Below are 23,399 nucleotides of genomic sequence, written 5' to 3' on the forward strand. Positions count from 1 at the left end.
TCGAATCATGCGGATCGCGTCGGCGCTCATCACTTGTCTCGCCCTGACATTGACGCTGTCGGCGTGCGGCTCGGACGACGATTCCGGGTCCTCGAACACCCCGCTGCGCCCGCCGCCCAAGGTCGCGACGCTCGGTCCGTTCGTCGGCGAATGCGGGCACGTCACCGACGACGAGGTCCGTGAGCTGGCCGGGCTCGGCCAGCTCTCGACGGTGTTCAAGAACTCGGTCGGCTGCAACTACCAGTCCGCCGGATTGTCCTCGCCCAGCGTCACCTTCGCGTCCTACCGCGGCAGCCCGATCGACCGGGAGAAGGCGTGGGTGGCGAGCGTCGGCCGCGAGCCGGACAAGATCGAGGTGGGCGGCAGGCCGGGATTCCAGGCGCTGGATCCCAGCGGCACCGTCTGCGATCTCGCCGTGCAACTCGACGACGACTTCTTCGAATGGTCGATGTCGTACGGGGCGTTCGCGGCCGCCGGTAATCCGTGCGAGAAGACGCGCAAGCTGGCCGAGCTCACCGTGCAGCGGCTGAAGTGAGGGGACGGGCATGAGTGCACATCCGAAGACGCGCGACGTGGTGCTCGCCGCGACGGCGGCCGCGCTGGCCCTCACGATGACGGGCTGCGGCAGGACCATCGAGGGCGAGGCGTTTCCGGCGGGCGGCAGTCAGCAGATCAACACGAACTTCGACAAGCTGCTACGCGAATGCGAGGTGGTGGAGCCGACCAAGATCGGTAAGGCGGTCGGCGACGCACGGTTCGTCCAGGGCTCGTTCAACGGCGCGGTGTGCATGTGGGACGTCGAGGACGCGCCAGGCGGCCGGGCCATGGTCACCCTCAACTGGTACGAGATCGGCTCGCTGAACAACGAGAAGGCGACCAACGACAAGCTCGGCTACATCTCCGAGAACACCACCGTGCAGAGCAGTCGCGCGCTGCAGACCCGCCGTCCCGGCGACCCCGATTCCTGCGGTGTCAGCGCGAGCGCGGCCGACAGCGGCGTGGTCGGCTGGTGGATCAACTACCGAGCGGGCTCGACGCATCCCGATCCGTGCGGTGCGGCCAAGCAACTGGTGGAGCTGACGCTGAATCTGGCCAGGTAGACCACACCGCGCCGGACCCCGCTTTGACCCTTCGCGAAGCTCGCGAGTATCGTGGATCGCTGTGCCCGGAAGCATGCGGGCAAGTTCGTGCGTTCGACGTAGGCCAGCGAAAGCGGCCGACCTCCCCGGCGTGCCCGGAATCAGGGTCCTGTCTCACGCACGACACGCCCGACCTCGGGACGCGAGAAACGTGGTTGGACGTGCGAGTGAAGACTCGATGAATACAAGACATAAGTTCCAGACACCGCGTTAGACAACAAGGAAAGCCGGTCTATGCCAACCATCAACCAGCTGGTCCGCAAGGGTCGCCGTGACAAGGTCGCCAAGACCAAGACCGCGGCCCTCAAGGGGAGCCCGCAGCGTCGTGGCGTGTGCACCCGCGTGTACACCACGACCCCGAAGAAGCCGAACTCCGCGCTGCGTAAGGTCGCGCGTGTTCGCCTGACCAGCGCGGTCGAGGTCACGGCTTACATCCCCGGCGAGGGCCACAACCTCCAGGAGCACTCGATGGTGCTCGTCCGTGGCGGTCGTGTGAAGGACCTCCCCGGTGTCCGCTACAAGATCATCCGTGGCTCGCTGGACACCCAGGGTGTGAAGAACCGCAAGCAGGCCCGCAGCCGCTACGGCGCCAAGAAGGAGAAGAGCTGATATGCCGCGCAAGGGCCCCGCTCCCAAGCGTCCGTTGATCAACGACCCGGTCTACGGGTCGCCGCTGGTCACCCAGCTGGTCAACAAGATCCTGCTGGACGGCAAGAAGTCCACCGCCGAGCGCATCGTGTACGGCGCGCTCGAGCAGGCGCGCGAGAAGACCGGCACCGACCCGGTCGTCACCCTCAAGCGCGCGCTGGACAACGTCAAGCCGTCGCTGGAGGTGAAGCCCCGCCGCGTCGGTGGCGCCACCTACCAGGTTCCGGTCGAGGTTCGTCCCGGCCGTGCCAACACCCTGGCGCTGCGCTGGCTGGTCAACTTCGCCCGCGCCCGTCGTGAGAAGACCATGGTCGAGCGTCTGGCCAACGAGCTGCTCGACGCTAGCAACGGCCTGGGCGCTTCGGTGAAGCGTCGCGAGGACACCCACAAGATGGCCGAGTCGAACCGGGCGTTCGCGCACTACCGCTGGTGATTGTCGGCCGGCCCGTCGCTCCGTGTCGGCGCCGGAAGGCTCACAGTCGCGAGGCGGCACTTCGGTGCCCCTCCCGGCGTTGACATAGTGATGACCCGACAGGGTCTGGAACCCGAAGATCCCAACTAGCTACGAGCGGGGAAGATTTCCGTGGCACAGGACGTGCTCACCGACCTGAACAAGGTCCGAAACATCGGCATCATGGCGCACATCGATGCCGGTAAGACCACCACTACCGAACGCATCCTCTTCTACACCGGCATCACCTACAAGATCGGTGAGGTCCACGATGGCGCGGCCACCATGGACTGGATGGAGCAGGAGCAGGAGCGTGGTATCACCATCACCTCCGCGGCTACCACGTGTTTCTGGAAAGACAACCAGATCAACATCATCGACACCCCCGGGCACGTCGACTTCACCGTCGAGGTGGAGCGTTCGCTGCGCGTGCTCGACGGCGCCGTCGCGGTGTTCGACGGCAAGGAAGGCGTCGAGCCGCAGTCCGAGCAGGTGTGGCGTCAGGCCGACAAGTACGACGTGCCGCGGATCTGCTTCGTCAACAAGATGGACAAGCTCGGTGCGGACTTCTACTTCACCGTGCGCACCATCAAGGAGCGCCTCGGCGCCAAGCCCCTGGTCATCCAGCTGCCGATCGGCGCGGAGGACACCTTCGAGGGCATCGTCGACCTGGTCGAGAACAACGCCAAGGTGTGGCGCGGTGAGACCAAGCTCGGCGAGCAGTACGAGGTCACCGAGATCCCGGCCGAGCTGAAGGAGCAGGCCGAGCAGTACCGCCAGGAGCTGCTCGAGACCGTCGCCGAGTCGGACGAGGCGCTGCTGGAGAAGTTCTTCGGCGGCGAGGAGCTCACGGTCGAGGAGATCAAGGGCGCCATCCGCAAGCTGACGGTGAACTCCGAGCTCTACCCGGTGCTCTGTGGTTCCGCGTTCAAGAACAAGGGCGTGCAGCCCATGCTCGACGCGGTCATCGACTACCTGCCCTCGCCGCTGGACGTGGAGGCCACCACCGGCCACGTGCCCGGCAAGGAAGAGGAGCTGCTGACCCGCAAGCCGAGCGCCGACGAGCCGTTCGCGGCCCTCGCGTTCAAGATCGCGGTGCACCCCTTCTTCGGCAAGCTGACCTACGTCCGCGTGTACTCCGGCAAGGTCGACTCCGGCGCCCAGGTCATCAACTCGACCAAGGGCAAGAAGGAGCGTCTGGGCAAGCTCTTCCAGATGCACTCCAACAAGGAGAACCCGGTCGGCGCGGCCTCCGCTGGTCACATCTACGCGGTCATCGGCCTCAAGGACACCACCACCGGTGACACCCTGTGCGATCCGCAGAACCAGATCGTGCTGGAGTCCATGACCTTCCCGGACCCGGTCATCGAGGTCTCCATCGAGCCGAAGACCAAGTCCGACCAGGAGAAGCTGGGCACCGCGATCCAGCGTCTCTCGGAAGAGGACCCGACCTTCTCGGTCAAGCTGGACGCCGAGACCGGCCAGACCGTCATCGGCGGTATGGGCGAGCTCCACCTCGACATCCTGGTGGACCGCATGAAGCGCGAGTTCAAGGTCGAGGCGAACGTCGGTAAGCCGCAGGTGGCCTACCGCGAGACCATCACCAAGACGGTCGAGAAGCTCGAATTCACCCACAAGAAGCAGACCGGTGGTTCCGGTCAGTTCGCGAAGGTGATCATCGCCCTCGAGCCGTTCGTCGGCGAGGACGGCGCGCACTACGAGTTCGAGAACAAGGTCACCGGTGGCCGCGTGCCGAGGGAGTACATCCCGTCGGTCGACGCCGGTGCCCAGGACGCCATGCAGTACGGTGTGCTCGCTGGCTACCCGCTGGTCAACCTGAAGGTCACCCTGCTCGACGGTGCCTACCACGACGTCGACTCGTCGGAAATGGCATTCAAGATCGCTGGCGCGCAGGCCCTGAAGGAAGCGGCCCGTAAGGCCGGTCCGGTGATCCTCGAGCCGATGATGGCTGTCGAGGTCACCACGCCCGAGGATTACATGGGCGACGTGATCGGCGACCTGAACTCCCGCCGTGGCCAGATCCAGGCCATGGAGGAACGCAGTGGTGCCCGTGTCGTCAAGGCGCTGGTTCCGCTCTCGGAGATGTTCGGTTACATCGGTGACCTGCGGTCGAAGACCCAGGGCCGGGCGAACTACTCCATGGTGTTCGATTCGTACGCGGAGGTTCCGGCCAACGTGTCGAAGGAGATCATCGCCAAGGCGACCGGCGAGTAGTCCCCTCCGGGGCAAGTGGCACACTTGCCCCGGAACTCACCGGGAGTCAGCAAGACCCCGAATTCCCGCACTCGCGGGGATGACCCCCGCACTGCTGCAACTGCAGGAACCAACACAGTCCAGGAGGACCCAAAGTGGCGAAGGCGAAGTTCGAGCGGACGAAGCCCCACGTCAACATCGGCACCATCGGTCACGTCGACCACGGCAAGACCACGCTGACCGCGGCGATCACCAAGGTGCTGGCTGACAAGTACCCCGATCTGAACGCGGCCTTCGCGTTCGACCAGATCGACAAGGCGCCGGAAGAGAAGGCGCGTGGCATCACGATCAACATCTCGCACGTCGAGTACCAGACCGAGAAGCGCCACTACGCTCACGTCGACGCCCCGGGTCACGCCGACTACATCAAGAACATGATCACCGGTGCGGCCCAGATGGACGGCGCCATCCTCGTGGTCGCCGCCACCGACGGCCCGATGCCGCAGACCCGTGAGCACGTGCTGCTCGCCCGTCAGGTCGGCGTGCCCTACATCCTGGTCGCGCTGAACAAGTCGGACATGGTCGACGACGAGGAGATCCTCGAGCTCGTCGAGATGGAGGTCCGCGAGCTGCTGGCCGCCCAGGAGTTCGACGAGGACGCGCCGGTCGTGCGTGTCTCCGGTCTGAAGGCGCTCGAGGGCGACCCGAAGTGGACCCAGTCCGTGCTGGACCTGATGGCCGCCGTCGACGAGTCGATCCCGGACCCGGTCCGTGAGACCGACAAGCCGTTCCTGATGCCGGTCGAGGACGTGTTCACCATCACCGGTCGTGGCACCGTCGTCACCGGTCGCGTCGAGCGTGGCGTGATCAACGTGAACGAGGAAGTCGAGATCGTCGGCATCCGTCCGGAGAAGACCAAGACCACGGTCACCGGTATCGAGATGTTCCGCAAGCTGCTCGACCAGGGCCAGGCCGGCGACAACGTCGGTCTGCTGGTTCGTGGTATCAAGCGCGAGGATGTCGAGCGCGGCCAGGTCATCGTGAAGCCGGGCACCACCACCCCGCACACCGATTTCGAGGGCCAGGCGTACATCCTGTCGAAGGACGAGGGCGGCCGCCACACCCCGTTCTTCAACAACTACCGCCCGCAGTTCTACTTCCGCACCACCGACGTGACCGGCGTCGTGACCCTCCCCGAGGGCACCGAGATGGTCATGCCGGGCGACAACACCGAGATGAGCGTCAAGCTCATCCAGCCGGTCGCCATGGAAGAGGGCCTGCGCTTCGCGATCCGCGAGGGTGGCCGCACCGTCGGCGCCGGCCGCGTCACCAAGATCATCAAGTGATTCCCTGAATCACCGATCTCCCAACGGCGCCGCTCCGCAAGGAGCGGCGCCGTTCGGCGTTTTCCGGGGGAGTAATTCTCGGTTCCAGATGACATCCGAGGTGATGTGGATGTCATGAGCGCCGCCTACGATGTGGTCCCCTTCAGCGATCTGCTACACAAGCCCGCGGTCACCGCCGGGCTGTTGGATCAGGTTCGCGCGCTTCGACTTCGGCGACGAGACGCCGACGATCTGGCGCTCATGCGCGTCGCACAGCTCGATGCCGAGGGCACGGTCGTCGATTTCACCGCACGTTTGCTGGCTGGGCTGACCAGACGTCTCGGTGCCGATGCGCTGCGCGACGTCCTGCCCGACGCGGTGCCGTGGGTGACGTTCCTACCAGCTGACGACGTCGACCAGTTCCTCGTCGAACTCGTCGCCGTCGCGCAGGGTGCGGCCGCGCTCGAAAACCTCGCGCCCTTGGCAACCCTTCTTGCCCAATGGCGGCACACCGCCGAGGTCTACGCCGACCCGGCCCTGCTGGCGTTGGTCAGCGCCGAACCAGAGGGCGATTTCGGCCCGGTCGAACCGCCCGAGCCCGGCGAGCCCGACCTGTGAGCCCCAAGCGCGGCGACCGTGCCGCACCACCTGCCGTCGGCGTCGAATACGAAATCCGGCTCGGGACAAGCGAATCCTGCTCCGGTTGGGAGCAGATGATCGAGGCGGGTGAGAAGGTAATCGAGGTCCGCTGATCGACTGATCGCCTGCCTGGGGAGTAATTCGGTGGACGGTGGGGTGGGTGGGGCGGTAGATATGGGGCATGGTTACTTCGGGTCCGCGAGCGCGGGGGTAGATCGGCGGCGTGTCTTCGGCGCCGGTCGGCGTCGCGCGACACGATGCTCGTGCCGTTCACCGGAGCGCACCAACTAGGCGAGCGTCGACATTTTCGACGGAACCAGTTGGGGGATCCCATGACTCGCGGGACGCAGGCCGACCTCGGCCGGGTACGCAATATCGGCATCATGGCGCACATCGATGCCGGCAAGACCACCACTACCGAACGAATCCTGTTCTATACCGGCGTGACTCACAAGATCGGTGAGGTGCACGACGGCAACGCGGCGATGGACCGCATGGTGCAGGAGCAGGAGCACGGCATCACGATCGCCGCGGCGGCCACGACCTGTTTCTGGAAACAGCACCGCATCAACATCCTCGACACGCCCGGCCACGTCGACTTCACCGTCGAGGTGGAGCGTTCGCTGCGCGTACTCGACGGCGCCGTAGCGGTTTTCGACGCCAAAGAGGGTGTCGAGCCGCAGTCCGAGCAGGTGTGGCGGCAGGCCGACAAGTACGACGTGCCGCGGATCTGCTTCGTGAACAAGATGGACAAGCTCGGTGCGGATTTCGATTTCACCGTGCGCACCATCGCGGAGCGTCTCGGCGCGAAGCCGCTCGTCGTGCAGCTGCCGATCGGCGCGGAGGACGCCTTCACGGGCGTGGTCGACTTGGTCGAGTGGAAAGCCGTCGTGTGGCAGGAGGATACGGATCTCGGTGCGCGCTACACCGTCACCGGCATCCCGGCCGAGCTGCGCGAGCGCGCCGAGCACGAGCGCGAGCGACTGCTCGAAACCCTCGCCGACGCCGACGAGGAACTGCTCGAACAGTATCTCGCGGGCGTGCCGACCAACGCGCAGATCAAGGCCGCCATCCGGCGGTGCACGGTCGGCTCGACGCTTTATCCGGTGCTGTGCGGGTCGGCGCTCGAGAACAAGGGAGTGCAGCCGATGCTCGACGCGATCGTCGACTACCTGCCCTCGCCCCTGGACGGCGGCGGCGTCGACGGTCACCTGCCGGGCGACGAGGACGCGCTCGTGCACCGCGAGCCTCGGGTGGACGCGCCGTTCGCGGCGCTGGCGTTCAAGGTCGCGGCGCACCCGTACTTCGGCAAGCTCACCTACCTGCGGGTGTACTCGGGCCGCGTCGAAACCGGTGCCGCCGTGCTGAATTCGACGAAGGGAGGAAAGGAGCGGCTGGGCAAGCTGTTCCAGATGCACTCGAACATCGAGCGTCCGATCGCGGCGGCGTCGGCCGGTGACATCTGCGCGGTGATCGGGCTGAAGGACACCGCGACCGGCGACACCCTGTGCGACCCGCACGACCAGATCGTGCTGGAGTCGATGACGTTCCCCGACCCGGTGCTCCAGGTCTCGATCGAGCCGCGGACGAGGTCCGATCAGGAGAAGCTGAGCGAGGCGATCCAGCGCTTGGCTGACGAGGATCCGACGTTCTCGGTGCGCGTCGATGCCGAGACCGGGCAGACCGTCATCGGCGGCATGGGCGAGCTGCACCTGGAAATCCTGCTCGACCGCATGCGGCGCGAATTCGGGGTCGCGGCGAACATCGGCGCGCCGCGGGTGGCCTACCGCGAGACCGTCACCGTCGCGGTGGACCGGTTCGAGTACACCCATCGCAAACAGGTGGGTGGACGCGGCCAGTTCGCGAAGGTGGTACTCGCGGTGGAACCCTTCGCGGCCGACGACGGCGCGAGCTACGAATTCGAGAGCCGGGTGACCGGCGGCCGGGTGCCGAAGGAGTACCTGCCCGCGGTGGACGCCGGTGCGCAGGACGCGCTGCGCAGCGGTGTGCTGGCCGGGTATCCGGTGTTCGGCGTGCGTGTGGTGCTGCTCGACGGCGCCGCGCACGTGCAGGATTCGTCCGAGATGGCGTTCCGCACCGCGGCCGCGCAGGCGGTGCGGGAGGCGCTGGCGCGTGCCAGGCCCGCGCTGCTCGAGCCGGTCATGGCGGTCGAGGTCGTCACCCCGGAGGAGTATCTCGGCGAGGTCATCGGTGATCTGAACGCGCGACGCGGCCGGGTCCAGGGCGTCGCGCAGCGCCGGGGCGCACGGGTGGTGCGGGCGCTGACTCCGCTGACGGAGATGTTCGGCTACATCGGTGACCTGCGGTCGCGGACTCAGGGCCGGGCGAATTACGCCATGGTGCTGGATTCCTACGCCGAGGTGCCCGCCGCGCTCGCGAACGCGATCATCGCGGGCCGGTGATCTGTGGACGGCGCCGTTCCGTACGGGACGGCGCCGTTTGCGTGTCGTAAGGGCGTGTCGCAACGAAGTATTCGGTTCGCGCGATGCATCGACTGCCGACCCGGTACGGGCGAAGGAGAGGACGCGGTAACCGATGAGCAACGGCCGATGCACCGAGTGTGGACGTCACGGGATCCCCATCCTCTACGGCCTACCCGCGACGCACGCGCGCGTTCTCGCGGCCGCCGGGCTGCTCCGGCTCGGCGGCTGCGTGGTCACCGACGACGACCCGAACTGGGTCTGCCCGTCCTGTGCGCACATGTGGAGCGATCCGGAAGGGGCGCTGCGCGAGCTGTATCTGCTCTTCGGGCGAGCGCGCCACGCGATGCCGCGGTCGTCCTGACCCGCTCGGAACCCGGCGACGCGAAGCCGCACCTGCGCGGATCTGTCGGAGGCTGCCGATACGGTCGACACGTCGAGCCGTCGCCGCCAACGGAGGGAAGCATGAGCAGGTCCGCACACACCGATCTCGATATCGTCGAGGGTGCGCTCGAGCACGGAATGCCCTACCTCGCCTTGGGTTCCGGCCGTCCGCTGGTGTTCCTGCGGTGGTTCACTCCCAACCACGCCAACCCGACCGGATGGATGCGCGAGTCCGAGATCAAGACCCTCGCGCCGCTGGCGAGGCACTTTCGCGTGTACGCGGTGAACCGGGCGCCCGGCATGGCCGAAGGGACCACGATGTCCGAGATCGCCGCCCAGCACGCCGACGCGCTGCGCGCCGAATTCGATACGCCCGTGGACGTTCTCGGTATTTCCTCCGGTGGGTCGCTCGCGCTCCAGCTGGCCGCCGACCATCCCGAGGTCGTCCGGAGGCTCGTCATCGGCGCCTCGGGCTATCGCCTGGAGGACGCGGCGCGCACCGCGCAGCTGAACTATGCCGAAGCGGCCGCCGAGGGCCGCAGGGCGCTGCACCACATGATGCCTGCGCCCACCACCTTCACCGACCGCCTCACCAAGGGCGCCATGTGGCTGCTCGATCCGTTCATGCGCCCGGCGAACCCGTCCGACACCCTCGCCTTCGTCCGCGCCGAGGACGCCTTCGACGTCTCCGACCGCCTCGGCGACATCACCGCCCCGACCCTCGTCATCGGCGGCGAACGCGACGAGTTCTACTCCACCGCCACCTTCCGCCGCACCGCCGACGGCATCCCCGACTCCCGCCTCCACATCTACCCCGGGGCCTCCCACATGGGCACCGTCAAACACCCGCGCTTCGCCCCCGACGTGATCGAATTCCTGACGGAACACGAGGATTAGCGCGATTCAGCCGAACCGGGCAACGTCGATTCCGCGCTTACCTCAGGGCAGGAGCTTGAAGCCCGGAGTATGCCTCGGTGTCACGGCGTGAAAGTGGCGGTGGTCCAACGTGGCGACCTCGACCGCTTCGAGGCGCTCGGCGACGGCGATGACCGAGGCGTCCGCCACGCCGAGCGGAAACCCCCGGTACTGCGTCATCAATTCGGCCATCCGGCGCAGGTCGGCCTCGGTGATGTCGACCTGCGTCAGGTCGCCCGCCGCAACCGCTTCGACGAGATTGATCTCGGCCGCCGCGCCGACGTACTTGCAGACCAGGTAGCAGGCCTCGGTGACGACATACGGCGTCAGCAGCAACTCGTCCGTTCGTCCGGTGAAGAGCTCGGCGCAGCGTTCGTGGTCGGTGTCGTGGCGGTTGAGATATGCGACAAGTGGCCCGGTGTCAACGATCAGCATCTGATTCGCCGATCTCGTCGCGCAGTACATCCTTGGCGCGCGCACCAAGGTCTGTGGACGGACCGTCGAATGTTCGTAGGACCGAGAACCGCTCGGAACGGGGGTGGACCAGTCGCAGCACGTGGCGGCGCACCTCGTCGGCCTGGCTGGGATTCAGCTGGTCGATGAGCGCGTGGAGTTCGGAATAGTCGCGCGCGGCGGTCACGATTCCATGCTACGGCAGCCACCGCGCGCCGACCGGCGTCAGCCGAGTTGGGTCATGCCCGCGGCGACGACCTGGGCGACGTTGAGGATTTCGTCGGTGGTGGGCAGGGTGATGCCGTCGAGGGCGTGCAGGCGGTCGGTGCTGGCGATGGCGAACATGGCCGAGACCCAGGCGGCGGCGCAGGCGCGCAAGGTGCCGGGGCGGACGGGCGCGGTCGCGCTGGCCTGGAGGACTCGGACGGTTACGTCGAGGAGCTGGTCGCGCAGGTGGCGGAGTTGGCGGCGCACGTCGGGATGGGTGTCGGCCTCGCGCCACATGATCACCCGCAGCACCGAGGAATGGTGGTCGCGCAGGTTCAGCGCGGCGTCGAGGTTGACCAGGCTGGCGGCCGGGTCGCCGGGGGCGACGACGGCGCCGATGTCGTCGATCGGCTGCGTGGGCATGCGCTCGGCCATGAGCGCGGACAGGATCGAGTCCTTGGTCGGAAAGTAGTAGAAGACGAGGCCTTTGGGCACGCCCGCTCCCGCGGCGATGGCCGCCGTCGCGGTGGCGTCGAATCCCTGTGCGGCGAAGAGCCTTTCGGCGGCGTCCAGGATGAGCTGGCGGGCGTCGCCGTCGATCTTCGCGCTGCGGCGGCGCCCGGTCCGGGTGGGGTCGTCCGGTCGCCGGACCATGTGGCGACCGGGTTTGGGCATCTGCATCAGTGGTGCGTCCTCGCTGCCGTCCGGCCGAAGACGGGTGCACGGTTCAGGATTCGCACGTCACGCATCAGAGGTGCGGGGCCATTCCTCCGCTCGTCGTCCGGTGCATGCGCGCCGTGACCGCGGGCAGCGCCGCGACCGCGACGACTACGGTGACCACGCCGACGATCCACGAGGTCCAGGACGCACCGCGGTACTCGGTGTAGTCCATCACCCATGGGGCGAGGAACAGCAGTGCGCCGAACAGCGCCATCGCGTAGTCGGCCATCGCCATGGCGGGCCGGGCCATCTGCGCCAAGCCGGTGAGGGCGATCAGCACGCCGAGGACGATCATCGTCCACATGGCCCTGTCGTTCGTGTCCACCCAGATGGGGGACAACGCGGTGAAGGCGCCGAGTATGACGGCAAGCAGGTCCTGCGCGCGACTCTCGGTGAACATGGTGTGCCTCCTAGGGCTGGAAATATGTCCTGACCTCGGTATAGTCCTGATTGACCGCCCGATCAATATCGGTACGGACACGATTGCGCGGCGATAGCCGACCCCACGGGAGTGACCGCCGACACATCCGAACTTGACCAAGCAGACGCTAGGGTGAGGATCGTGCCGACGGATGAAGGGATTGCCGCATGACCGCGCCGATCGTGATCGTGGGGGCCGGACTCGCCGGGCTGCGCACCGCCGAGGAACTGCGCCGCGCCGGATACACCGGCGAGCTGGTCCTGATCGGCGACGAGCCGCGGTTGCCCTACGACCGCCCACCGCTGTCCAAGCAATTCGTCCGTGGCGAGACCGACGACACCACGCTGCGCCCCGCGGAATTCTTCGAGGAGAAGCGGATCGAGTTGCGCCTGAACGTGACGGCGACCGCCGTGGACACCGCGGCGCGGCGGGTCACCCTGGCCGACGGCAGCGCCGTCGACTACGACCAGCTCGTCATCGCGACGGGCCTGCGTCCGCGCCGCCTGCCCGGCCTGCCCGAGCTGTCGGGCGTGCACGTGCTGCGCGGGCACGCGGACGCGGCCGCGCTCCGCGACGAATTGCGCGGCGCCACAAGGGCTCTCGTGGTCGGCGCGGGCTTCATCGGCTGCGAGCTCGCGGCCAGCTTCCGCGCGGGCGGCGTCGAGGTGACGCTGATCGAACCGCAACCGACGCCGCTGGCCTCCGTGCTCGGCGAGCGGGTCGGCGAGCTGGTCGCGCGCATGCACCGCGCCGAGGGCGTCGACCTGCGCTGCCGCACCGGACTGGACACCTTCCTCGCCGACGACGCGGGCCGGGTGCGTGGCGCGTTGTTGTCCGACGGCACCGAGCTGCTCGCGGACTTGGTCGTGATCGGCGTCGGCTCGCGTCCGGTGACCGAATGGCTGACCGACTCCGGGATCGCGCTCGCCGAACCCGCCGAGGGTGGCGGCGTGCTGGCCGACGAGGTCGGCCGGACCTCCGCGGACCGGGTGTGGGCCGTCGGCGATGTCGCCGCGTGGCGGCACGAGACCGGCGAACGCAAGCGGGTCGAGCACTGGACCAATGCGGGCGAACAAGCCAAACTGCTGGCCTGCGCGCTGCTGGGCGCCGAGCCGCCCACCGCGGCGCGGGTGCCGTACTTCTGGAGCGACCAGTACGACGTGAAGATCCAGGCCCTCGGCACCCCGAGCGCCGCCGACGAGGTCACCGTCGTCACCGACGACGGCCGCAAGTTCCTCGCCTACTACGCCAGGAACGGCGTCCTCACCGGCGTCGTAGGGGCGGGGATGACGGGCCAGGTCATGAAGGCCCGCGCGAAGATCGCCGCGGCGGCGCCGGTCGCCGACCTGCTCGCGTCCACCTGAGACGGTTCGGCCGGGGGGTGCGCCTGTAATACGGTGGTCGATGTGATCGTCGCGCTCATCGACTCGGGGCTGGGTTTGCTGCCCACGGCCGCTTGGCTGCGCAAGCTACGGCCGGACGTGGACCTGCTGCTGCAACTCGATCCGGACGGCGCTCCGTGGGGCCCCAAGCCGGAGCGGTGGACCGTCGATCGCGTGGTGAGCGCGGCCCGCACGTCGGTCGAGTCGGGCGCCGAAGTGATCGTGCTGCCCTGCAATACCGCCAGCGTCACCGCGTTGGAACACGTGCGCGCCGACGTCGGCCCCGGCGTCCCGGTGATCGGCACCGTGCCCGCCATCAAGCCGGCGGCCGCGGCCTGCCGCTCGGTCGCGGTGTGGGCCACCGCGGCGACCACCGCGAGCAAGTACCAGGCCGACCTCATCGCGGAGTTCGGCGGCGACGCCAAGGTGGTGGGAGTGGCCTGTCACGGCCTCGCCGACGCCATCGATCGCGGCGATCTGGTGGCGGCCCGCGATTCCATCACCCGGGCCGCCGAGCAGACGCCCGACGACGTGGAGGGCGTCGTTCTCGGCTGCACGCACTACCCGCTGGTCATCGACGCCATCGTGGCGGCGCTGCCGGTCGGTGTCCGCCTGTTCGACAGCGCGCAAGCCGTTGCCGCGCAGACCATTCGGCGGATGGACGCGCTCGGCAGGCCGACCACCGGCAACGGTGTCGTTCGGGTACTGAACAGCGGACGACCCGGCGCGCTGCCCGCCAGCGCCGCGGCGTTCGAATCCGGACGCATTCTCGGCGCTGTGCCCGAGTAAAGCGTCCGGCTGGCCTGTTCCACCCGATCGGCGGTGTTGAATCGATCGGGTGCGGGAGACCCGTCCCGCGCCGCGCCGAGGGATGGGAGCCGTCGATGATCGAAACAGCGCCGACCGCCGCGGATGTGCGGTCAGCACTCGCGGAGGTCGCCGACCCTGCCGACGCGATCCATCTCCAGCGCTTCTTCAAGACCGGTCCCGGCGAGTACGGCGAGGGCGACGTGTTCATCGGTGTGCGTGTCCCGACGACCCGCGCGGTCGCCAAACGCTTTGCCGCACTCGACCTCACCGAGATCGACGACCTGCTCGGCAGCGCCGTGCACGAGGAGCGCCTGGCCGGTCTCGTCATCCTGAACGCCCGCTTCGCCAAGGCGGCCAAGCCGCGCACGCTCGACGTGGCGGGGCAGGAGAAGATGGTGCACCTGTATCTGGACGCCGTGCGCCGCGGCCGGGTGAACAACTGGGACCTCGTCGACGTGTCCGCCGAGAACGTCCTCGGCCCGTGGTTGCTGGACCGGCCGCGGGATCTGCTCTTCGAGCTGGCCGCCGCGGATTCGCTGTGGCAGCGCCGCGTCGCCCTGCTGACCACCTTCGCCTTCATCAAGGCGGGCGATCCGAGCACGACCTTCCAACTCTGCGAACAACTGCTGACCGACCGCCGCGACCTCATCCAGAAAGCGGTCGGCTGGATGCTGCGCGAGGTCGGCAAGCGCATCGACCGGGCGCTGCTGACCGGCTTCCTGGACGAGCACGCGCCACGGATGGGCCGCACCGCGCTCGGCTACGCCACCGAACACCTCGAGGCCGCCGACCGAGCCGCCTACCGCGCGGCGCGCTGAGCGGCCCTCAGAACTGGATGCGCAACCGATCCGTGACCGGCCGCGCCTGGCAGCCGAGGATGTAGCCATTCTCGATGTCCTCGGGATCGAGGATCTCGGCGTTCGCCATCTCGACCTTGCCCTCCAGCACCGTGCAGGCGCAGGACCCGCATTCGCCCTCCTGGCAGGAGTAGGGCACGTCGAGACCCTTGGCGAGCATGATGTCGACCAGCGTCTGCTTGCGCGGCCAGCTCAGCTCGTGCACCTCACCGTCGAGTTCCACCTCGACGGTCGCCGCGTCGGCGGCCTCCTCGTCGCTCACCTCGACCGGCGCCTGGTCGGCGAACGGGTCTCCGGCAAGGGAATTGAACACCTCGGCGTGCGTGCGCGACCGCGGAACGCCGAGCCGGCCGAGCGCGTCGTGCACCCGGTCCATGAACGGCTTCGGCCCGCACATGAACGCCTCGTAGCCGGTGTAGGGCGCGACGAGGGTGGCGAGCGTGTCGGCGGTCGGCAGGCCGAGCAGCGGCTCCAGCCAGTGGATGACGGTGAGCCGCTGCGGGTGCTTGTCGACGAGCTCGCGCAGTTCGCGCGCGAAGATCACGGTGTCCGCGTCGCGGTTGGCGTAGACGAGCACGATCTTGCCGGTGCCGCGGGCCAGCGCGGACTTCAGGATGGACATCACCGGCGTGATGCCGCTGCCCGCGCCGAACAGCAGCAGGTCCTCGTCGAGGTTCTTCGGTGTGAAGACGCCGGAGGGCGGCAGCACCTCGAGCTGATCGCCCGCTTTGACGTTGTCGCACACCCAGTTCGAGCCGTAGCCGCCCTCGGTGCGCTTCACGGTGACCTTGGGCTGGTCGTCGGTGTGCGGCGAGCTGGCCAGCGAGTAGCAGCGGGCCACCGAGCCGGTCAGGTCGCTGGGGATGCGCAGCGTGAGGAACTGGCCCGGCTTGTACTCGAACTTCTCGCGCAGCTCGTCGGGGACGTCGAAGACCAGCGAGTTGGTGTCGGCCGTCTCGGCGATGACCGCGGCAACCCGCAGCACGACCGAGCGCGAGCCGTGGGGAACTTCGACGGTTGTCATGACGTCCTCTCGAATCCGGCACCGCCGGCGACCGCGGGTCCAGCGGCCACCGACAAAACTAGAACGTGTTTCAGTTTCATCGTACGTCGCGGTCCGGCTGGTGGACAAGCTGGGCCTCGAGACCCGCGATCAGCACCTCCATGCCGAAGTCGTAGGCGTACTTGCCGCGCAGGTCGGATATGTACTTCGTGGCCCGCTCCACCGACTCGGGCAGCGCGACTTCCGACAGCGGGGCGCGGTCGCGGGGGTTCACCCGGCTGCGGCCGAACAGGTAGGTGTGGATCGTCGCGTAGGCGGCGAGCACGTTGCGGTCGGAGAACCCCGCCTCGAACAGGATCTCCATGATTGCGGCGATCAGGTCGAGCTGTTTGCCCAGCATCTGCTCGATGAGCACATCGCCGAGCCCGGGGTGCTTGCGCAGTTTCTCATCGATCTGATCGATGAGTTCGCGCAGGCGCGCCTGCCAGGGCCCGGATTCCGGCGGTGGCTTGCGCACTCCGGTGAGCGCGGCGCTGGCGACGAGGTCGAGCAGCTCGCGCTTGTCGGCCACGTAGTAGTACGGCGCCATGGGGGAGACACCAAGTTCGCGGGAAAGTCGCCGCATGGACAGCTTTTCCACGCCATCCGCGCGAACCACGCGCAGCGCGGCCTCCACGATCTCGGACTCCGACAGTGTGTTTCCGCCCCCGCTCGCCTGCATTCGACCGACTCCCATGCCACCTCTACTGCCGCGGGCATGTGCCGCCCGTCACGTTCTGTTCAGCTGCGCTACACCCGAAGTCTAGAGTGCCTGCGTATCGACCGGTGGGGGTGCGGCAGGTGCGCGCGCGACCCGCGAGGGCGGCGTGCCGGTGCGGCCGGGCCGCGCGACGGGGGAAGGCGGGGTCTCATCGATTGGAACGTGTTTCACTTTTGCGGGGCTTGTCGCTATGGTGTGACAGGGACTACACAGGTGGTCGCGTTCCGTCGTCAACTCGGAGGTTCTCATGCCGCATCAGTTCATCGCACCGAGCGATACCGACGCAGCGGAGCTCGTCGAGGAGAGCCTCATCGAAGAGGTGTCCATCGACGGCATGTGCGGCGTCTACTGACGGGGCGACCGGCATGCTCGATCTCGATGCCCGATGGCAACTCCATCCGAGGGTGGCGCTGCGGCCCGAGCCCTTCGGTGCGCTGCTCTACCACTTCGGCACGCGCAAGCTCTCGTTCCTGAAGAGTCCGCGCGTCGTCGAGATCGTGCGGTCGCTGCCGGAGCACGCGTCGGCGCGTTCGGCCCTGCGCGCCGCCGGCGTCGCCGACGAAGGCGCCGCGCCGTACGTGCGGGCGCTCGCGCAACTCGCCGAAGGTGACATGATCATCGGCGCGCCGGTGCATTCGGCCGGCGCCGCGGGAGCCAAGCCCGCGCTGGCGCAGGCCGTCCGGCCGGATGCGGGGGTGGTCCCGCGGTCGGGCGGCGCTGCGTCGCAAGCCGATCGGGCGGTGCGGCTCGTCGATCGTTTCGAGAGCGGCCTCGCCGCGCCGATCTGCCTTACCTGGGAACTCACCTACGCCTGCAATCTGTCTTGCGTGCACTGTCTTTCGTCGTCGGGTCGGCGCGATCCGCGGGAACTGAGCACCGAGCAGTGCAAGGCGCTGATCGACGAGTTCGAGCGCATGCAGGTGTTCTACGTGAACATCGGCGGCGGCGAACCGACTGTGCGCCCGGACTTCTGGGAACTGGTCGACTACGCGACCGCGCACCACGTGGGAGTCAAGTTCTCCACCAACGGCGTTCGCATAACGCCGGACGTCGCGGCCCGGCTGGCCGCGAGCGACTATGTGGACGTGCAGATCTCGCTGGACGGCGCGGACGCGGCGGTCAACGACGCGGTGCGCGGACCCGGCTCCTACGACATGGCGATCCGGGCGCTGGAGAACCTGTCGGCCGCCGGTTTCCGTGACGCGAAGCTCTCCGTCGTGGCGACCAGGCACAACATCGGCCAGCTCGACGAGTTCCGCGCCATCGCCGAGAAGTACGGCGCCACACTGCGTCTCACCCGCCTGCGGCCCTCCGGTCGCGGCGCCGACGTGTGGGACGAGCTGCACCCCACCCCGGACCAGCAGCGGGTGCTCTACGACTGGCTGTTGCGCAACGGCGAGGGCGTTCTGACCGGCGACTCGTTCTTCCATCTCTCGGCCTTCGGGCAGGCGCTGCCCGGTCTGAACATGTGCGGCGCGGGCCGCGTGGTCTGCCTCGTCGATCCGGTGGGCGACGTGTACGCCTGCCCGTTCGCCATCCACGACCGCTTCCTGGCCGGAAACGTGGTGTCCGACGGCGGTTTCCGTAATGTGTGGCAGACCTCGGAGCTGTTCTCCGAGCTGCGCGCGCCGAGCGGCGGCGGCGCCTGTTCCGGGTGCGCGCACTACGACGCCTGTCGTGGCGGCTGCATGGCGGCGAAGTTCTTCACCGGACTGCCCGCCGACGGGCCGGACCCGGAGTGCGTGCAGGGCTACGGCGAGGCCGCGCTGGCCGACACCGGACGGACCATTCCCCGCTCCACGGTGGACCACTCGCGCCGGGCGGCGCCGCGCCGAGGATCGGCACGCAAGGCAGGGCCGATTCCGCTCACCCTCTCGGTCCGGCGTCCGTCGCGCGCCTGCGACGAGAGTCCGCTGGCATGATCACCCGCCGGTTGCCAGCCGTGCGCTGCCAGCCGGCGAGCGCAGCGGATCGGGGGTCCGTCGATGAATAGCCGATGCGTTGCTGGGTGGTGTGACCGAATTGTCCGCAACTCCACCGCAACACGCCGCGGCGCGGCGGGCACACGGTCACGGGCCTATTCGCGCGGAATTCGATCCTTTTTTCGGGACCGATGATGCCCGCGCGCGAATCTCCGCCTAGCATGCCAGGAATGCGCCATGATCGACTGCCCGACGGCTTCGGGGTACGGATCGATCCACGGGTACGCGCATACTCCGGGGGACGCATCCTGATCGGGGGCTCACCCGCCAGGTTGCTACGACTTGCCCCGGAGGCCGCCGAGATGATCGGCGACGGGTACCTCGAGGTCACCGACCCCAAGTCGGCGGTTGTTGCCAGACGGCTGCTCGATTCCGGAGTCGCCAACCCGCGGCCGCGACTGCTGCCTTCGCCCGACGACGTGACCGTCATCGTGCCGCTGCACAACAACGCCGAGGGCCTCGCCCGGCTGTTGGCGGCGCTGCGCGGCCACAACGTGATCGTCGTGGACGACGGCTCCGACCAACCGGTGCGGATTCCCGAATCCCGGGGCACCCGCTGCCGGGTCACCGTGCTGCGCCACGATCGACGGCAGGGCCCCTCGGCGGCCCGCAACGCCGGGCTGCGGGCGGCGACAACCGAATTCGTCGCCTTCCTGGACTCCGACGTGGTGCCGCGCAGCGGTTGGCTCGAGGTGATGCTCGGGCACCTCAGCGATCCCGAGGTCGCGCTCGTCGCGCCGCGCATCGTTGCGCTGGATTCGGAGTCCAACGCGCTGGCCCGCTACGAGCACACCCGCTCCTCGCTCGACCTGGGCAGGCGGGAGGCCGCCGTGCAATCCCGCGGCCTGGTCTCGTACGTGCCGAGCGCCGCGCTGCTGGTGCGGCGGCAGGCGCTGCTCGCCGAGGGCGGCTTCGACGAGACCATGCGGGTCGCCGAGGACGTGGACCTGTGCTGGCGGCTGGAGCGAGCGGGCTGGCGGCTGCGCTACGAGCCCGCCGCGCATGTGGCGCACGATCACCGCGTCTCGTTCCCGTCCTGGTTCGGGCGAAAGATGTTCTACGGCACCGGCGCGGCTCCGCTCGGCGAGCGGCACGGCAACGGCATGGTCTCGCCGCTGTCGGTGCCGTCCTGGACGGTGCTCGCCGCGGTGCTGTTCGGGACGATGTCGAAGTGGGGCCTGCTCGGCGGCATCGTCACGCTGGCCACCGCGCTCGCCCGGCTGCGCCGGGTGTTCACCGCGCTGGACAACCCGACGCGCATCGCGGCCATCTACCTCGCCCGCGGGTTCTTCGCCGGGCTGTGGCGGTTGGCGTCGGCGATGTGCAGGCACTACTGGCCGGTGACCGTGCTCGCGATGCTGGTCTCCCGGCGCATCCGGCGGATCGCGGTGACCATGGCGGTGGCCGACGGCCTCGCCGACTGGTTCACCCACCGCGACGCGGGCGGGCTCGACCCGTTCCGCTACCTGGCCTACAAGCGTCTCGACGACATCGCCTACGGCACCGGGCTCTGGCTCGGCGCCTACCGGGCGCGCAGCGTCGAGGCGCTCAAACCCACGGCGCCGTCGCGGTGAGATCCACCGCGCCGCCGCGCTGATCGTTTTTTGCCGGGCCGACGGCCCGCCCGTCGGATGAGCTGGTTCCTATGGTCGACACCCTGATCGTCGGTGGCGGCACCGCGGGCTGCGTGCTCGCGGCGAGGCTGAGCGAACAGCCGGATCACACCGTGCGCCTGCTGGAGGCGGGCCCGGTGTGGTCGGCCGCGGCCGAGATGCCCGCGGCGCTGCGCGATGCCACGCGCCTGCCGATCGGGCCGGAGTCGCGGTGGCTGTGGCGGTATTCCGCGACGCTGGCGGCGAGCTCGGACGACGATCGCGCCGTCGAGGGCAGCCTGGTGCGCGGGCGGGTGCTCGGTGGGTCGAGCACGATCAACGGCAGCTACTTCGTGCGCGCGCCCGCGGCGGATTTCGTGGCGTGGAGCGCGGCGCTCGGCGGGGCGGCGGAGTGGTCGTTCGAGTCCGTGCTGCCCGCCTACCGCAAGCTCGAGGACGACCGCGACTACGGCGACCGTCCCGGCCACGGTCGCGGCGGCCCGATCCCGGTGCGCCGCACGGCCGTTCCGACTCCGGTCAGCCGCGCGTTCGCCGCGGCCGCGCACGATGCGGGCTTCGCGGAGATGCCCGATTCGAACGCGCTGCCGGGTACGGGTCCCGCCGAAGGCGTCGCCCCGGTGCCGTGCAATATCGACGGCGGCGCGCGGGTCGGCACCGCGACGGCGTATCTGCTGCCCGCGCTCGGACGTCCCAATCTGACCGTGCGGGGCGGAGTCGTGGTCTCCCGCATCCTTTTCCGCGGTACCAGGGCGGTCGGTGTCGACTACAAGCACGGCGAGACCACCGGCACGATGACGGCCGATCGGATCGTGCTGTGCGCGGGCGCTGTGGAGTCGGCGGCATTGCTGCTGCGGTCGGGGCTGGGGCCGCCGGACCAGCTTCAGGCGCTCGGCATACCGGTCGTGGCGCCGTCGCCCGTCGGCGCGCGGTTCGACGACCATCCCGAGATCGGTCTCGAATATCGGCTCGACGCGCCGACGCCCGCCGCGGTGCCGCTGGAGTACGTGCTGAGTCTCGACGACATCGAAATCCGCCCTTACACAGTCCCGTTCGCCGGGGACCGGCACCGCATGGGTGTCGCGCTGATGCGTCCCGAGTCCGCGGGTGTGTTGCGGTTGCGCGGCCCGGATCCGCTCGCCGCGCCCAGGATCGAGCACCGCTACCTCGCGGGCGCGGCCGATCGCGCGCGATTGCGGGATGCCGTCGCACTGGCCGTCGATGTGCTGCGACGAATACCGGGTGCGTACCCGTGCCACCCGCCGCCGGAGGGCGGTGACGACGGCTGGCTGCGCGCGAATCTTTCCACCTCGCAACATCTCTCGGGCACCTGCCGGATGGGAGCCGAGCGGGACGAGCGAGCGGTGGTCGACGCGCGGTGCGCGGTGCGCGGGGTGAGCGGACTGTCCGTGGTGGATCTGTCCGTGGTTCCGGTGCCGCTGAGCCGAGGACCGCAGGCCACGGCCGTGATGCTCGCCGAACACGCTGCGGGCTGGCTCACATCGTGAAGTGAAAGACGGATGGGTCACAAAATGAGGAGGTCCGCCCCGGGTGTGAGCTGGCGGACAAACCGAAATAACCGCCCTTACCCCTGAATACGCGCCGGTACAGTTTGTGGCGGAAAGAAAGGCAAATGGTCAGCAATCTTGCAGGTGGGCGGTCCCCACGGCACGGCGTCGAACCCGGCACGCAACTCGGCGCTTTGGAAGCCTATGCCGCACAAGCACACGGATATCTTAGCGCGGGTGGCGAACAGCTGTCGCAGCTAGCCGGTCTGCTGCGTCCGCTCGTGCTGGAATCCTGGCTGCGCAGCCTGCGTAGCGGCGTCGATCCGATGGACGTGCTCAGCGAGCGCGGCCTGCGCGGCGCCGATCTTCGCCGCTACCGCGACGCCCACCCGATGGCGGGCCTGATGCCGTTGATCGACAAATTGCTCGTCGAGGACGCGGCCAGCACCGGCTTGATCGTTTTGATCGCCGACCAATTCGGCCGCGTCCTTTGGGTACACGGCAAACCCGAACAAGTCACCGCCGCCGCCGAAATCGGTTTGCGCGCGGGTGACGATCTGAGTGAGCGCCGGGTCGGCACCAATGCCGTCGGCTTGGTGGTCCGCACCGGCCGCGCCGCCTGGATCCACGGGCCCGAGCATTTCCTGCACCGCATGCACCAGATCACCGGCGCCGCAGCGCCCGTGCACGATCCGGACGGCAGGCTGGTCGGCGTCCTGGTGATAGCCGGCGGTGTGCGGGTGGCGAAGCCGGAGATCCTCGCGCTGGTGAAGGCGACCGCCACCGCGGCGGAGATGGACCTCGTGCTCAGCGCGATGCGCTCGGGCCGGCACGGTCGGCCAGGGCGGGACCGGCCCGAGCCGGCGGCGCCCGCCGAGTCGCGCGGGCTCGGACTCGACGTGCTCGGCCTCGGGCAGCCGCAGCTGACCATCGCGGGTGACCGAGTTCCGTTGTCACAGCGGCACGCCGAGATCCTGCTGCTGTTGGCCGAACATCCGGAAGGGCTCGGCGCGGACCATCTCGCGCTGCTGCTGGACGACACCGATCTGGACAACGGAACGATTCGCGCCGCCATGTCGCGGCTGCGCTCGGTGGTCGGGCCGACCGTGTTCGGCTCGCGCCCATACAAGTTGCGCGTCCATGTCGCAACCGATGTGGAGGCGCTGCGGGCCGCGCTGGATTCCGGTGATGTCGATTCCGCATTACGTCTCTACGCCGGTCCGGTGCTGCCGCGTTCCACCGCTCCGGGAATTATCGATATTCGTGACGAACTGCGCGTCCGATTGCGCACCGCGGTTCTCGGTTCGCGCGAGGCCTCGGTGTTGCGGCGGTGGACCGCCGGCGCGGAGGGTCGCGACGACGCCGCCGCATGGGCTGCGTACCGGTCGGTAGTAGATCGCGATTCTCCGCTGTATGCGCAGATCGAAGCCAAGATTCGGGTGCTCGATCGCCGCCTCGGCGCCGATGCAACGCGGATGCAACGTTCCGGCTCATAGTCTGCACATCCGAAAGTGCGGTAGCTCACAAAGC

24 protein-coding genes and 1 pseudogene are annotated in these 23,399 nt (G+C 68.5%); 19 read left to right on the forward strand and 6 right to left on the reverse strand.

Translation table 11 applies throughout. The features are described 5' to 3' along the window. Positions 1 to 7: 7 nt before the first annotated feature. The 10 genes from FB390_RS09700 to FB390_RS09745 all read left to right on the forward strand — a co-directional run bounded on the left by FB390_RS09700 (position 8) and on the right by FB390_RS09745 (position 10,138). A complete protein-coding gene (locus tag FB390_RS09700) occupies positions 8 to 535 on the forward strand; it encodes a DUF3558 domain-containing protein (protein WP_141808662.1) in 528 nt (175 codons plus the stop codon). A 10-nt stretch (positions 536 to 545) separates the two neighbouring features. After that, on the forward strand, positions 546 to 1,100 hold the full coding sequence (locus tag FB390_RS09705; RefSeq protein WP_141808663.1) for a DUF3558 domain-containing protein: 555 nt from the start codon (positions 546 to 548) through the stop codon (positions 1,098 to 1,100). 273 nt (positions 1,101 to 1,373) lie between these two features. Then, entirely contained in the window at positions 1,374 to 1,748 is a 375-nt protein-coding gene (gene rpsL / locus FB390_RS09710) for a 30S ribosomal protein S12 (RefSeq protein WP_014353064.1), read from the forward strand. Between the two features lies 1 nt (position 1,749). Continuing rightward, a complete protein-coding gene (gene rpsG, locus FB390_RS09715) occupies positions 1,750 to 2,220 on the forward strand; it encodes a 30S ribosomal protein S7 (RefSeq protein ID WP_011211611.1) in 471 nt (156 codons plus the stop codon). 150 nt (positions 2,221 to 2,370) lie between these two features. Then, positions 2,371 to 4,473 carry an elongation factor G gene (fusA, locus tag FB390_RS09720; RefSeq protein ID WP_141808664.1) on the forward strand — a complete coding sequence of 701 codons (2,103 nt, stop codon included), beginning with the start codon at positions 2,371 to 2,373 and terminating at the stop codon, positions 4,471 to 4,473. 134 nt (positions 4,474 to 4,607) lie between these two features. Then, positions 4,608 to 5,798 carry an elongation factor Tu gene (gene tuf, locus FB390_RS09725; protein ID WP_068052449.1) on the forward strand — a complete coding sequence of 397 codons (1,191 nt, stop codon included), beginning with the start codon at positions 4,608 to 4,610 and terminating at the stop codon, positions 5,796 to 5,798. Positions 5,799 to 5,912: 114 nt separating this feature from the next. Beyond that, a complete protein-coding gene (locus FB390_RS09730) occupies positions 5,913 to 6,395 on the forward strand; it encodes a hypothetical protein (protein WP_141808665.1) in 483 nt (160 codons plus the stop codon). A 353-nt stretch (positions 6,396 to 6,748) separates the two neighbouring features. Continuing rightward, a complete protein-coding gene (gene fusA, locus FB390_RS09735) occupies positions 6,749 to 8,839 on the forward strand; it encodes an elongation factor G (RefSeq protein ID WP_141808666.1) in 2,091 nt (696 codons plus the stop codon). Positions 8,840 to 8,972: 133 nt separating this feature from the next. Next, positions 8,973 to 9,221 carry a hypothetical protein gene (locus FB390_RS09740; RefSeq protein WP_185756985.1) on the forward strand — a complete coding sequence of 83 codons (249 nt, stop codon included), beginning with the start codon at positions 8,973 to 8,975 and terminating at the stop codon, positions 9,219 to 9,221. 101 nt (positions 9,222 to 9,322) lie between these two features. Then, complete coding sequence (locus tag FB390_RS09745; RefSeq protein ID WP_141808667.1) at positions 9,323 to 10,138, forward strand: alpha/beta fold hydrolase; 816 nt, start codon at positions 9,323 to 9,325, stop codon at positions 10,136 to 10,138. A 42-nt stretch (positions 10,139 to 10,180) separates the two neighbouring features. On the opposite strand, the gene FB390_RS09750 is transcribed toward FB390_RS09745, so the two are convergent. From FB390_RS09750 to FB390_RS09765, 4 genes are all read right to left on the reverse strand, one after another. Then, complete coding sequence (locus FB390_RS09750; RefSeq protein WP_141808668.1) at positions 10,181 to 10,591, reverse strand: type II toxin-antitoxin system VapC family toxin; 411 nt, start codon at positions 10,589 to 10,591, stop codon at positions 10,181 to 10,183. Next, positions 10,578 to 10,796: a hypothetical protein gene (locus FB390_RS09755; RefSeq protein ID WP_141808669.1), complete on the reverse strand. Its 219-nt coding sequence runs from the start codon at positions 10,794 to 10,796 to the stop codon at positions 10,578 to 10,580. Before FB390_RS09755 ends, FB390_RS09750 begins: the two co-directional genes overlap by 14 nt. Before the next feature lie 38 nt (positions 10,797 to 10,834). Next, on the reverse strand, positions 10,835 to 11,491 hold the full coding sequence (locus FB390_RS09760) for a TetR/AcrR family transcriptional regulator (RefSeq protein ID WP_246124267.1): 657 nt from the start codon (positions 11,489 to 11,491) through the stop codon (positions 10,835 to 10,837). 73 nt (positions 11,492 to 11,564) lie between these two features. Continuing rightward, positions 11,565 to 11,936: an SPW repeat domain-containing protein gene (locus FB390_RS09765; RefSeq protein WP_141808670.1), complete on the reverse strand. Its 372-nt coding sequence runs from the start codon at positions 11,934 to 11,936 to the stop codon at positions 11,565 to 11,567. 188 nt (positions 11,937 to 12,124) lie between these two features. Here FB390_RS09765 and FB390_RS09770 point away from each other — a divergent pair, with 188 nt between their 5' ends. The 3 genes from FB390_RS09770 (at position 12,125) to FB390_RS09780 (ending at position 14,967) form a co-directional block, all read left to right on the forward strand. Further along, positions 12,125 to 13,321: an NAD(P)/FAD-dependent oxidoreductase gene (locus tag FB390_RS09770; RefSeq protein WP_141808671.1), complete on the forward strand. Its 1,197-nt coding sequence runs from the start codon at positions 12,125 to 12,127 to the stop codon at positions 13,319 to 13,321. Between the two features lie 42 nt (positions 13,322 to 13,363). Then, positions 13,364 to 14,128: a glutamate racemase gene (locus FB390_RS09775; RefSeq protein WP_141808672.1), complete on the forward strand. Its 765-nt coding sequence runs from the start codon at positions 13,364 to 13,366 to the stop codon at positions 14,126 to 14,128. Positions 14,129 to 14,223: 95 nt separating this feature from the next. Then, positions 14,224 to 14,967 (forward strand): DNA alkylation repair protein, encoded by a 744-nt coding sequence (locus FB390_RS09780; protein ID WP_141808673.1) that lies wholly within the window; start codon positions 14,224 to 14,226, stop codon positions 14,965 to 14,967. Positions 14,968 to 14,974: 7 nt separating this feature from the next. Here FB390_RS09780 and FB390_RS09785 read toward each other — a convergent pair whose 3' ends face one another. Both FB390_RS09785 and mftR2 read right to left on the reverse strand, forming a co-directional pair. Beyond that, positions 14,975 to 16,030, reverse strand: a complete 1,056-nt coding sequence (locus tag FB390_RS09785) for a ferredoxin--NADP reductase (RefSeq protein ID WP_141808674.1) — start codon at positions 16,028 to 16,030, stop codon at positions 14,975 to 14,977. Positions 16,031 to 16,106: 76 nt separating this feature from the next. Then, positions 16,107 to 16,745: a mycofactocin system transcriptional regulator MftR2 gene (gene mftR2, locus FB390_RS09790; protein WP_246123939.1), complete on the reverse strand. Its 639-nt coding sequence runs from the start codon at positions 16,743 to 16,745 to the stop codon at positions 16,107 to 16,109. 271 nt (positions 16,746 to 17,016) lie between these two features. On the opposite strand from mftR2, the gene mftA reads away from it, so the two are divergent. The 6 genes and pseudogenes from mftA to FB390_RS09815 all read left to right on the forward strand — a co-directional run bounded on the left by mftA (position 17,017) and on the right by FB390_RS09815 (position 23,365). Beyond that, on the forward strand, positions 17,017 to 17,121 hold the full coding sequence (gene mftA / locus FB390_RS09795) for a mycofactocin precursor MftA (RefSeq protein WP_141808675.1): 105 nt from the start codon (positions 17,017 to 17,019) through the stop codon (positions 17,119 to 17,121). 13 nt (positions 17,122 to 17,134) lie between these two features. Then, positions 17,135 to 17,326: pseudogene (mftB, locus tag FB390_RS34165) on the forward strand (mycofactocin biosynthesis chaperone MftB); the annotation flags it as partial. A 54-nt stretch (positions 17,327 to 17,380) separates the two neighbouring features. After that, on the forward strand, positions 17,381 to 18,691 hold the full coding sequence (gene mftC, locus FB390_RS09800) for a mycofactocin radical SAM maturase (RefSeq protein ID WP_246124268.1): 1,311 nt from the start codon (positions 17,381 to 17,383) through the stop codon (positions 18,689 to 18,691). A 230-nt stretch (positions 18,692 to 18,921) separates the two neighbouring features. Continuing rightward, positions 18,922 to 20,325, forward strand: a complete 1,404-nt coding sequence (mftF, locus tag FB390_RS09805) for a mycofactocin biosynthesis glycosyltransferase MftF (RefSeq protein ID WP_141808677.1) — start codon at positions 18,922 to 18,924, stop codon at positions 20,323 to 20,325. A 71-nt stretch (positions 20,326 to 20,396) separates the two neighbouring features. After that, complete coding sequence (mftG, locus tag FB390_RS09810) at positions 20,397 to 21,869, forward strand: mycofactocin dehydrogenase MftG (RefSeq protein ID WP_141808678.1); 1,473 nt, start codon at positions 20,397 to 20,399, stop codon at positions 21,867 to 21,869. Positions 21,870 to 21,994: 125 nt separating this feature from the next. Next, a complete protein-coding gene (locus tag FB390_RS09815) occupies positions 21,995 to 23,365 on the forward strand; it encodes a GAF domain-containing protein (protein ID WP_141808679.1) in 1,371 nt (456 codons plus the stop codon). Positions 23,366 to 23,399 lie beyond the last annotated feature (34 nt).

The sequence above is a fragment of the Nocardia bhagyanarayanae genome (assembly GCF_006716565.1).
GTDB classification, from domain to species: domain Bacteria; phylum Actinomycetota; class Actinomycetes; order Mycobacteriales; family Mycobacteriaceae; genus Nocardia; species Nocardia bhagyanarayanae.

Bases quoted from the DNA above. Each gene is read 5' to 3' on its own strand.
- FB390_RS09700 (WP_141808662.1), top strand. From the start codon at position 8: ATGCGGATCGCGTCGGCGCTCATCACTTGTCTCGCCCTGACATTGACG.
- FB390_RS09705 (WP_141808663.1), top strand. From the start codon at position 546: ATGAGTGCACATCCGAAGACGCGCGACGTGGTGCTCGCCGCGACGGCG.
- rpsL (WP_014353064.1), top strand. From the start codon at position 1,374: ATGCCAACCATCAACCAGCTGGTCCGCAAGGGTCGCCGTGACAAGGTC.
- rpsG (WP_011211611.1), top strand. From the start codon at position 1,750: ATGCCGCGCAAGGGCCCCGCTCCCAAGCGTCCGTTGATCAACGACCCG.
- FB390_RS09730 (WP_141808665.1), top strand. From the start codon at position 5,913: ATGAGCGCCGCCTACGATGTGGTCCCCTTCAGCGATCTGCTACACAAG.
- fusA (WP_141808666.1), top strand. From the start codon at position 6,749: ATGACTCGCGGGACGCAGGCCGACCTCGGCCGGGTACGCAATATCGGC.
- FB390_RS09740 (WP_185756985.1), top strand. From the start codon at position 8,973: ATGAGCAACGGCCGATGCACCGAGTGTGGACGTCACGGGATCCCCATC.
- FB390_RS09745 (WP_141808667.1), top strand. From the start codon at position 9,323: ATGAGCAGGTCCGCACACACCGATCTCGATATCGTCGAGGGTGCGCTC.
- FB390_RS09750 (WP_141808668.1), bottom strand. From the start codon at position 10,591: ATGCTGATCGTTGACACCGGGCCACTTGTCGCATATCTCAACCGCCAC.
- FB390_RS09760 (WP_246124267.1), bottom strand. From the start codon at position 11,491: ATGCCCAAACCCGGTCGCCACATGGTCCGGCGACCGGACGACCCCACC.
- FB390_RS09765 (WP_141808670.1), bottom strand. From the start codon at position 11,936: ATGTTCACCGAGAGTCGCGCGCAGGACCTGCTTGCCGTCATACTCGGC.
- FB390_RS09770 (WP_141808671.1), top strand. From the start codon at position 12,125: ATGACCGCGCCGATCGTGATCGTGGGGGCCGGACTCGCCGGGCTGCGC.
- FB390_RS09780 (WP_141808673.1), top strand. From the start codon at position 14,224: ATGATCGAAACAGCGCCGACCGCCGCGGATGTGCGGTCAGCACTCGCG.
- FB390_RS09785 (WP_141808674.1), bottom strand. From the start codon at position 16,030: ATGACAACCGTCGAAGTTCCCCACGGCTCGCGCTCGGTCGTGCTGCGG.
- mftR2 (WP_246123939.1), bottom strand. From the start codon at position 16,745: ATGGGAGTCGGTCGAATGCAGGCGAGCGGGGGCGGAAACACACTGTCG.
- mftA (WP_141808675.1), top strand. From the start codon at position 17,017: ATGCCGCATCAGTTCATCGCACCGAGCGATACCGACGCAGCGGAGCTC.
- mftC (WP_246124268.1), top strand. From the start codon at position 17,381: ATGATCATCGGCGCGCCGGTGCATTCGGCCGGCGCCGCGGGAGCCAAG.
- mftF (WP_141808677.1), top strand. From the start codon at position 18,922: ATGCGCCATGATCGACTGCCCGACGGCTTCGGGGTACGGATCGATCCA.
- mftG (WP_141808678.1), top strand. From the start codon at position 20,397: ATGGTCGACACCCTGATCGTCGGTGGCGGCACCGCGGGCTGCGTGCTC.
- FB390_RS09815 (WP_141808679.1), top strand. From the start codon at position 21,995: ATGGTCAGCAATCTTGCAGGTGGGCGGTCCCCACGGCACGGCGTCGAA.